9 protein-coding genes are annotated in these 9,856 nt (G+C 38.4%); 6 read left to right on the top strand and 3 right to left on the bottom strand.

Annotated features, from left to right (window positions below; translation table 11 throughout):
• The first annotated feature begins 34 nt into the window (after positions 1-34).
• Positions 35-400 carry a pentapeptide repeat-containing protein gene (locus tag ACKPEB_RS18645; protein ID WP_408966473.1) on the top strand — a complete coding sequence of 122 codons (366 nt, stop codon included), beginning with the start codon at positions 35-37 and terminating at the stop codon, positions 398-400.
• Here the strand turns inward: ACKPEB_RS18645 and ACKPEB_RS18640 are convergent, their stop codons facing one another.
• Positions 401-619, bottom strand: coding sequence for a hypothetical protein (locus ACKPEB_RS18640; protein ID WP_408966472.1), 219 nt, complete (start codon positions 617-619; stop codon positions 401-403). It abuts the gene before it with no gap.
• Here ACKPEB_RS18640 and ACKPEB_RS18635 point away from each other — a divergent pair.
• The 3 genes from ACKPEB_RS18635 to ACKPEB_RS18625 all read left to right on the top strand — a co-directional run bounded on the left by ACKPEB_RS18635 (position 618) and on the right by ACKPEB_RS18625 (position 2,512).
• Positions 618-791, top strand: a complete 174-nt coding sequence (locus ACKPEB_RS18635) for a hypothetical protein (protein WP_408966471.1) — start codon at positions 618-620, stop codon at positions 789-791. The genes ACKPEB_RS18640 and ACKPEB_RS18635 overlap by 2 nt on opposite strands.
• Before the next feature lie 258 nt (positions 792-1,049).
• Positions 1,050-1,874 carry a metallophosphoesterase gene (locus tag ACKPEB_RS18630; RefSeq protein ID WP_408966470.1) on the top strand — a complete coding sequence of 275 codons (825 nt, stop codon included), beginning with the start codon at positions 1,050-1,052 and terminating at the stop codon, positions 1,872-1,874.
• Between the two features lie 53 nt (positions 1,875-1,927).
• Positions 1,928-2,512, top strand: coding sequence for a Uma2 family endonuclease (locus ACKPEB_RS18625; protein WP_408966469.1), 585 nt, complete (start codon positions 1,928-1,930; stop codon positions 2,510-2,512).
• 769 nt (positions 2,513-3,281) lie between these two features.
• On the opposite strand, the gene ACKPEB_RS18620 is transcribed toward ACKPEB_RS18625, so the two are convergent.
• On the bottom strand, positions 3,282-5,942 hold the full coding sequence (locus tag ACKPEB_RS18620) for an EAL domain-containing protein (RefSeq protein WP_408966468.1): 2,661 nt from the start codon (positions 5,940-5,942) through the stop codon (positions 3,282-3,284).
• 146 nt (positions 5,943-6,088) lie between these two features.
• On the opposite strand from ACKPEB_RS18620, the gene ACKPEB_RS18615 reads away from it, so the two are divergent.
• A complete protein-coding gene (locus tag ACKPEB_RS18615; RefSeq protein ID WP_408966467.1) occupies positions 6,089-7,345 on the top strand; it encodes a bifunctional folylpolyglutamate synthase/dihydrofolate synthase in 1,257 nt (418 codons plus the stop codon).
• Positions 7,346-7,406: 61 nt separating this feature from the next.
• Here the strand turns inward: ACKPEB_RS18615 and ACKPEB_RS18610 are convergent, their stop codons facing one another.
• Entirely contained in the window at positions 7,407-7,541 is a 135-nt protein-coding gene (locus tag ACKPEB_RS18610) for a transposase (protein WP_408966466.1), read from the bottom strand.
• Between the two features lie 139 nt (positions 7,542-7,680).
• Here ACKPEB_RS18610 and ACKPEB_RS18605 point away from each other — a divergent pair.
• The coding region (locus ACKPEB_RS18605; protein ID WP_408966465.1) for a LamG domain-containing protein at positions 7,681-9,856 on the top strand (2,176 nt) is incomplete at its 3' end.

Raw genomic sequence — 9,856 nt, 5'->3', positions numbered from 1 at the left:
CTTCTACTAAATTAGAACCACTTAAATCACATTGTTGACATTGATTCGTACTAATTTAGTAGAAGCCAAGTTAGAAGGAGCGGATTTATTAGGAGCAAATTTACAAAAAGCTAACCTGAGAGGAGCTAATTTGAAAGGTGCGGATTTAAGTTCTGCGAATTTAATTGAAGCGGATTTATCAGGAGCCGATTTAAGAGATACAAAATTTCACAGCACAACCTTAAGAAAAGCCAATTTAAAGGGTGCTGATTTATCGTGGTCTGATCTTTATCAAGCGTTTTTAGAAGAAGCTCAATTCAATAATGCTAATTTATTAAATGCAAATCTCAATAATGCTAAATTAGAAGGAACTAATTTTTGCGGGGCAATTATGCCTGATGGACAAAAAGGAAAATGTTAATTATTGTAAATTAGAGAGATCATCAACAATTTTAATTTTTCCACGACAAACGGCTCTGAGCAATCGGTCAATGGAGCGTCTTTCTTCTTCTGAAAGAGATTCATCTAAAATTGCTGCCATGAGTCCATAGCGGTCGGCGAGGGTTAAGCAACCTGTGGTGTTGGCTTGGGCAAATAAATCACCCAAAGCAGACTGCAAAAGTTGAACTTGAGGAACCATGACTATTAAAGTTGAACTCAATATTCTTATCTTTACTGAATTTTTACAAATTAGAAGTGATTTTACAAAAGCTTTAAGTGTGATTTCTACCCATCAAATCTGTGATTTAGATCACTTAAAGTTTGTGATAAAGATCAAAGAAACAGGTGATCTGATCGTTTATCAAATGTGATACTGATTGATCAAACCAAATGACAACCATAAAATTGTCATCCTGAATTCTGAATACAATTCCCAAGGATAGTGATCTTTTGTTTAAAGTTAATTTAGATCAACATAGAGCGGTGTGTGATCGCTCTATGTTAAACAGCAAAAACCCGATTTCTTCAAGAAACCCGGTTTGTAATCTCCAATTTTAGATGAATTTGATCATATTTTAGCTACTCTTGAAGGTGCGCTACACTGAAGTTAAACATTTAAGGTTAACTCAATGTATCCACTGTTAACAGGAAAATTAAAGGTAGAACGATTAACGGTTACTATTGCTAATCTACCGCCTCTATTAAACGGGATTAGAATCGTACAGATGTCGGATTTTCATTATGATGGGTTGCGATTATCTAAACAATTGTTAAAAGAAGCGATTGCTGTTACTAATGCAGCAAAACCTGATTTAATTGTATTAACAGGGGATTATGTCACCCATGATCCTAAACCAATTACTCAACTGACCACTTACCTCAAAGAATTATCGAGTCAATCAGGAATTTATGCCGTTTTAGGAAACCATGATCATTATTATCATCATTCTCAAACAATCGTTACTGAAGCTTTAAATCAAATTGGAATACAGGTACTTTGTAATCAAGTGGTTTATCCTTTTGGTTCAGAACTTGCCTTAATTGGGTTAGGAGATTTAAAATCAAAACAATTCCAACCTCAACCTTTAATGAATACCTTAGATGAAACCCTTCCTAGAATTATTTTAAGTCATAACCCGGATACGGCTGAAATTTTAAAGCAATGGCGAGTTGATTTACAACTATCAGGTCATACTCATGGCGGTCAAATTGTATTACCTAAAATTGGGGTAGTTCCTTCTTTATTACCTCCCATCCGTCGCCGCATTCCTAAATTTTTACGGCCCTGGGTTCCTTATATTTCCAATTGCCAATCAGTTTATAAAAATTGGAATTGGGTATCAGGATTATATCAAGTTGGAGATAATTATCTCTATATTAATCGAGGTTTAGGAACCTATTTACCCGGACGTTGGAATTGTCCGCCAGAAGTGACGGTAATTACGTTAAAATAGGGAAACAGATCAAAGCAGGAAATAAAACTTTAAAGATTAGAGGTTGAATTCCTATGGTTATGCAAGCGGAAGAACAAAAATATTATACCCTTGAAGATTACCTAGAATTAGAAGTTAATTCTCAAGAAAAACATGAATATATTAATGGAGAAATTGTTCTTATGCCTGGTGGAATGCCCAATCATAATTTAATTATCGGTAACTTTTATGCAGCCTTAAATTTTGCCCTAAAACGTCAACCTTATTTTGTGTTTTTCAGTGATCAACGATTGTGGATTCCCCAAGAACCTATCTATACTTATCCTGATATTCTGGTAGTTGAAGGTGCTTTACAACTGCAAGAAGGACGAAAAGATACGATTACTAATCCTGTTATGATTGCTGAAGTATTATCAAATTCTACTGAAGGTTATGATCGCGGGAATAAATTTAAGTTTTATCGGACTATTCCCTGTTTTCAAGAGTATGTAATGATCGATCAATATTCCATGCACGTTGAACGATATTACAAAACAGAACCCCATCAATGGATTTTTTCTGAGTATGATAGTGCAGAATCAATCTTAGCTCTTCATACCGTTCCCTGTGAAATTTCTCTGGCTGATCTTTATGATAAAGTTGATTTTGAACAGGAGTAGAATTTCTTGTAGGAAATAGGGAACAGAGAGAAAAAGGGTTGACTATTGAAGGGTCAAGATCCGTGGATGGCCTAAAAACAGCAGAGAAGAAATGGCGATCGCTTGGGCCTAAAAATCCTCAATGGACTTGTAGACTTTAAGTTGGACAGACTAGCTTTGAGCTTAAGGTTGAAGCCGAAAAGCTTGACAGAAGGGAGATTGGGGGATTTTAGAAAAAAATTTGAAAAAAGACTTGCCTAAATCAAAATTAAATGCTTAAATATAAAAATGTGGTTATTAAAAAGCAAATAAACACATTACCCAATACGGGGGCGTGGCGGAATGGTAGACGCTACGGACTTAAAGTAAATTGAGCCTTGAGGCGAGAAATTCCTCAAGTGTAAGCTCTCAAATTCAGGGAAACCTAAATCTGATTTGTCAGACAAGGCAATCCTGAGCCAAGCCGAAGATGATTAGAAGTGCGGAAGTTTCCCAAATTCTAATATTAACTCTTCGGAAGGTGCAGAGACTCGACGGGAGCTACCCTAACGTTAAGCCGAGGGTAAAGGGAGAGTCCAATTCTCAACGCCAATGGCAGTAGCGAAAGCTGCGGGAGAATGAAAATCCGTTGACTTTAAACAGTCGTGTGGGTTCAAGTCCCACCGCCCCCATCCCTAAAATTGAATAAAAATATCGATGTGTAGGGTGCGTTTTACGCACCTTTTTTGATGGGAAACTAATATGAAATCAGGCTATTCATTTAATGATTGCTAATCGAATCTAAACAAGCTTATAAAGCCTTAAACTGACGATTGAGAATTAACTGTTTAATTCCCTCACTATCTAAGGGACGAGAAAAGAAATATCCTTGTCCATAATGACAGCCTAACTGCTTTAATTCTAAGATTTGTTCTAAGGTTTCTACCCCTTCAGCAACCACACTCATTTTCAAATTAACTGCTAAATTAATAATGGTTTCTACAATTTCTCGATTTTCCACTTGATTTCCTAATGGACTAACAAAAGACCGATCAATTTTCAAGATATCAATGGGAAATTGTTGTAAGCGACTTAAAGAAGAATATCCTGTCCCAAAATCATCAATAGACAGTTGAATACCTAAATCTCGGAGTTGTTGTAACTGAGTAGTAGCTGTTTCAAAATGCTCCATAATTACTCCTTCAGTAATTTCTAGGCGTAAATTTTTAGCATCTAAACCGGTTTCTAATAAAATCTCGTGAATCATATTAACGAGTTTAAGTTGGGCAAATTGTCGTCCGGCGACATTCACACTCATCGTTACATTAGAATTAATTAAATGTTCAAGTTGCCATTGACGCATTTGCTGACAAGCTGTTCTTAATACCCATTCTCCAATGGGAACAATTAACCCCGTTTCTTCAGCTAATGGGATAAATTGTACCGGGGATACTAAACCCCGTTGAGGATGATTCCAACGCACTAAAGCTTCAAATCCAGCAATTTCTTCCGTTGATAAAGAAACAATGAGTTGATAATTTAATAACAATTCTTGTCGCTCAATTGCCCGTCTTAAATCCATTTCTAATTGTAATCGACCTCGAAAATTTTTCTGCATTCGTTGATCAAACAGTTGAGGACATCCCTGTCCTGAATATTTGGCATGGCGCATAGCGGTATCAGCATCTCGTAATAATTCCTCTGCGGATTCATAAAGACGTCCGGTACTTTGAAAATTAAACGTAATCCCAATACTAGCACTGGTAAATACTTCTTGTTGTTCGAGTTGAAAAGGTTGGGCTAATGTCATTGAAATTCGTTCAGCAATTTGAGTCGCATCTTGAACGTCTTGAATATCTTCGACTAAAACCGCAAATTCATCTCCATTTAAACGAGCAACCGTATCTCCATCTCGAACAGAATTGATCAATCGTTGGCTTAAATCGACTAAAAGTTGATTACCAACAGCGTGTCCTAAACTATCATTAATAACTTTAAATCGATCTAAATCCAAATATAAAACGGCAAATAAAGTATCATAACGGCGTTGAGCATGGGCTAAAGATTGTTGTAAGCGATTAATAAATAAAGCTCGATTGGGTAAAGAAGTTAATTCATCATAAAAGGCATTATAGAGTAACTTCTCTTCTGCTATTTTTCGTTGGGTAATGTCTTCTACAGTACCTTCATAATATAAAGTGTTCCCGTCTTGATCATAAACAGCACGACTATTTTCGGAAATCCAAATTATTTGTCCATCTTGGCGATAAATTTGATATTCAAATCCAGAAATTTTGCCTTGTTCTGCCATACTCTGACAAAATTCTTGCCGTTGTTTAGGATTAACATATAATTGTTCTGAGATATTGGTAAGATTCTGGATTAACTCTTCGGGCGAATGATAACCATAGATTCGGGCTAAGGCAGGATTAGCACTTAAATATCGTCCATCGGGTGTACTTTGAAAAATTCCTTCAATAGCATTTTCAAAGATACTTCTATATTTAGCTTCTGCTTTTTTTTGCGCTGCTTCTGCTTGTTTTCGTTCTAATTCTGCCACAATTCGCCCAGCAAAAATATGAATTAGGGATTGAATTCGGGATTCATTTTTGATGGGTTGATCATGAAGTAAACATAAATAACCAATAATTTGTTCAGAACGGCTAATAATAGGGAGTCCAATATAGGAAACAACGGGCACATCTACTAAGGATAAAAGATAGGGAAATCTCTCTTGAAGTTGGTCATGAATTAAGGTCAAAATTCGAGTTGAATTCACCTCTTTAGGTAGGGTTTTATCCCAATCAAATTCTTGATTTTCTAAAAAGCGATTTTCTTCCCAAAATGCTAAGGTTCGCAGCCGTTCTGGTGAGTCTGGAATCACTTCTGAAACAATCACATAACGAAATCCTAAAGTTTGTCCTAAATGTCGGGCTAAGGTTGGGAAAAATTCAAGTCCCGTTACGGATGAAGTCTCTAGGAGTAAACTTTTTAAGGTAGCTTCCGCTTGTTGACGTTCTTGATTTTCCTGATCTAATAAAGCATTGGTTTCTGCTAGTTCTAATAATCGTTTTTTTAATTCATTTTCCGTGGTTTTTAAACGGTAAATTAACGCCTGATTTTTATCAGATGTTTTTCCTAAAAGAATAGCAGCCAGAAAAATCAAGGAAATGATGAAACTCACCTGAAGTGGTTCTGGACTTAAAACATTAGGGAATAATTGTTTACCAGCTAGATAAATAATATAAATTGCTATCACAACTGCACAGCTTAACCCGGTTTTTAATCCCCCTAAATTGGCGCATAACATCACGGTCAAACCCATAATCAAAAAAGGGACAGGAACCTGAAATCCTAACTGTTTTGCCACTTCGATACTAATCACCATCAAAAGTCCCATCAATCCACCCATCCAGAATGGAGCTTGATAGAACATTTGACGGATACGATATCGAATCAACCTCAATCTCACTGTGTTCTCCTGGTTGGATTACCAATTTTAACTGTAAGCAATTTCCATGTTTCTGCCTAGATTCTTAAAAAAATAGTGTTTAATGATATCGGGTGTGTTTAACAGTATTCTTAACTACAGTAAAAGTTTTGAGTCAATGGGTCAATATGGAGACAGTTTTACAACGATATCAAGAGTTTGGGATTCATTTAGGTTTAGAACGAATCCAACAACTCCTAGAACGGTTAGGAAATCCTCACTTTCGTGTTCCTATCATCCATATCGCAGGCACTAATGGCAAGGGTTCAGTCTGTGCTTATCTGTCCTCTATTTTGACACAGGCAGGTTATCGGGTCGGGCGTTACATTTCCCCCCATCTCGTTGATTGGACAGAACGTTTATGTATTAATGAACAACCCATTTCAAACGCTGATTTTTTACAAGTTTTACAACAAGTTGAAACTGCAATTTTACCGAATGAACCTCCTCCAACTTTATTTGAAGTTGTGACCGTGGCAGCTTGGTTATATTTTGCCCAAAACCATGTCGATCTTGCAGTAATTGAAGTGGGATTAGGGGGTCGTTTAGATGCGACAAATGTTTGTGATCGGGCTTTGGTGAGTGTGATTACTTCCATTGGTTTAGATCATCAAGAATTTTTGGGTTCAACAATTGCAGAAATCGCCTTTGAAAAAGCCGGAATTCTCAAACCCGGATGTCCGGTGGTGGTGGGGATGCTCCCCCCTGATGCTCAACAGGTTATTCAACAACGGGGAACTGAATATAACTGCCCGATTACCTGGGTTAAACCTGCGGTTGAGGTCAAACCCTCTGACGGTTTTAGTTCGTTTTCGAGGGCAAATTATCAAGGTTTAGAATATTGTTTACCTCTATTCGGACAAATACAATTCATGAATTCTGCAATTGCGATCGCAACGGCACAAATCCTCTCTCAGCAGGGATGGGAACTTTCAGAGGAAGTGATCATCACAGGGATAGAAAAGGCACGCTGGCCAGGACGGTTACAATGGATGACTTGGAATCATCATCGGTTACTCATTGATGGAGCCCATAATCCAGCAGCAGCAGAAGCATTACGTCAATATGTAGACAGTTTACAGGTTTCTTCAGTGAGTTGGGTGATGGGAATGTTGTCTACTAAAGATCATATTAATATTTTTAAAGCCTTATTAAGACCGGGTGATCAATTATATTTAGTTCCGATTCCCCATCATGCTTATGCAGAACCCCAAGAGTTAGCTACCTTCGCCCAAAATTTATGTCCTAATTTAAACCGTTGTCAAGTTTATCCCGATTTAATTCCTGCCTTAGAAGCGGCTATCAGAGAAGAAAATACCTTACCCGTTCTTTGTGGATCATTATATTTATTGGGTTATTTCTTCCAACTTTTTGAGAAAAGTTAAACCCTATAACCAAGTCATCGATTGCATAATTTTTTCAATCTGTAAGGGGGTAATTGTTTGATTAATAGATAATTTCCTCTAATCTTCTACTCACTTCATTGACAAACACCTTTTTTCGCCTTTTAGGACAGAACACAAAATGATAATTGATTAGGCTCACTGATGTGGTTTTTCTTTTGTACTGATTTTCTGTCATTGTTGATACACCCCTTTAGCGTAGCGTAGGGGTGGGAGTGTCAACTAATTAATGAATAAAATCTTGACCGCGCAGGCACATCCGTTTAAATTGGAGAGACTGCGATTTGAACATTTTTTAAGACTCCCGACCCCAATCTATGTATCTCACAGAACAAAACCTTCAGCACCCCAACAGCATTACCCACGAGGGTAAAGTTGTCGTATTTGCCACGGATGTCGACGGAAAAATTTCCTATACGGTGAAGCAAGATGGGTTTGAAGATAGCTACCTCAACACCCCCGCCGATCAAAGAACCGGCTGGGAAAACTGGCAAACTCTGGAATTCGCTGATGAAGCTGATGACCAGTCGGTAATTGAAAAAGAAAAAGCCGAACTGACTCACCAACAAAATCCGAGTCAATATCTCCTCAAATCCCTTTACAAAACTGAAAATATAACCGCAGTTGCCCCAGTACAAGCGATTTCTGCCCTGGGACATATTTACGTTTTTCGTCAGTCCAAATCTAACACTCTATTGGTAGACCGTTTTATATTAGACGGCATGACTAATAAGCTGAACCGCAAGCTAGAAGTTCGGTTTAAGCGGAGTAAGCAGAAACACGAACCCACGAAAAATATGCAACGGGGGTCTAGTGGACTGGTTAATATTGACACCTTAGACTTTCGTGATGCCAACGGTAACTTTTTCTACGAACCCACCACCGAATTATGTTTAGTTAATAACCTGCATAAAGGCTGGTTTTCCGTGGTATTGGTTCCGACGATTGAAAATGATGTTTATCGCTGGCATATTTTCGCCTACAACAGTCAAACCCAGAAAGTCGAATTAACCACCATTCGCGCCTCGGAAGAAGGACTATTTGATGTTCAAGATTACACCATTTTTGAAGAATCAAAGGATAGCCTAGTTCCCCGGCGGATTCCTGGGGTGATTAAGCGGACTTTAGACATTAAGGGGGTGACAGTCACCAACGGTTTATCTGCCACTAAATACGATTTACAACAAGCCCAAGAAACCCAGTCTGGGGAAGAACAATTGTTAAAGACTGCCACGCGATTAATGTTAGCGATTCCCACGGATAAAGGGACAGCCGCTTTCAGTTTTGCGATCGCCGGGGATGGCACTTTAGGAGAAATTGACGAGAACCCGCATAGTGCGATTATTCGCAGTCGGCAGCGAGAAGTTTTGTTACCTTTAAACACTTTAGATGAAATAAAAGCAATTGGTGACAAAACCCCTCCTCCCCAAGGAATTATTAGCGGATTCGCCGCAGGAACTGATGCGGAAGATATCGAAGATTTAGTTAAAATATCCACCGATGGCGGTGCTTCAAAATTAGCCAATTACGATTGGGTAAAAATCAGCGGCACCAGTGATTATCAAGGGTTGTATCAGACGATTAAAGTAGATAAAAATACCTTTGATATTGACATCCCATTGGATCGCGGATTGGGTTATTGGGAAAAAGAAGACCCAGAAGCCGGTGGTTTGATTTTTGATGGCATGATTACCGCTTATCAAAAAACTGCCGACGGGAAATTACGAGTCACCTGTCCCAATCATGGTTTGGAAAATGGCGATCGCGTCCAAATTACCGGGACAGAAGACTACAACGACAGCTACCCCGTGCAAAAAATTGATGACACCCATTTTGTAATTGAACGCAAATGGGCAATGGGAGAAGCTGTCAATGTGAAATTTGTGTCCCAAAAGCGACGGGGAATCGTGTTTGATGGGGTGGATGATTATGTCTCTCTAGCCGAGATCAATCACAATTTCTCCGAGGGAATTACCGTAGAAGCTTGGGTTTGGTATGACAGTTTTAAATCATATTCCCGAATTATTGATTTTGGTGATGGCTCGGATAATAACAATATCCTATTGTGCAACGAGGGAACATCTAACACATTCCGCTTAAGGATAAAATCGCAATCAAAAGAACAGGCAATTAATGTACCAGGGGTATTAGAAACAGGAAAGTGGATTCATCTAGCGGCAACAATAGATGCTTCGGGAACTGCCAAACTGTACAAAAACGGTGAACAAATTCAGACAGCTAAAATCAACCTTCCCAGTAACCTCAAACAGACTAATAACTATATTGGCAAAAGTAGCTTCTCTAATGACAGCTACTTTAACGGTAAAATTAGCGATTTGCGTCTTTGGACAGTAGCCCGGACTGCTGAAGACATTAAAAATAGTATGTACCTACAACTGACAGGAAAAGAAGTCGGTTTAGTGGGGTATTGGCGCTTAGGTGGTATCTCTGAAGGCAAAGTAGTTGACTTTTCTGTGAACGGCAATGACGGCA

The sequence above is a fragment of the Planktothrix sp. genome (genome assembly GCF_046067725.1).
GTDB lineage: Bacteria > Cyanobacteriota > Cyanobacteriia > Cyanobacteriales > Microcoleaceae > Planktothrix.
The sequence above is the reverse complement of the archived record's forward strand: the minus strand, read 5'-3'. Positions and strand labels throughout refer to the sequence as shown.

Coding starts and splice junctions, on each gene's coding strand:
- ACKPEB_RS18635 (WP_408966471.1), top strand. CDS start 618: ATGACTATTAAAGTTGAACTCAATATTCTTATCTTTACTGAATTTTTA.
- ACKPEB_RS18640 (WP_408966472.1), bottom strand. CDS start 619: ATGGTTCCTCAAGTTCAACTTTTGCAGTCTGCTTTGGGTGATTTATTT.
- ACKPEB_RS18630 (WP_408966470.1), top strand. CDS start 1,050: ATGTATCCACTGTTAACAGGAAAATTAAAGGTAGAACGATTAACGGTT.
- ACKPEB_RS18625 (WP_408966469.1), top strand. CDS start 1,928: ATGGTTATGCAAGCGGAAGAACAAAAATATTATACCCTTGAAGATTAC.
- ACKPEB_RS18615 (WP_408966467.1), top strand. CDS start 6,089: ATGGAGACAGTTTTACAACGATATCAAGAGTTTGGGATTCATTTAGGT.
- ACKPEB_RS18610 (WP_408966466.1), bottom strand. CDS start 7,541: ATGACAGAAAATCAGTACAAAAGAAAAACCACATCAGTGAGCCTAATC.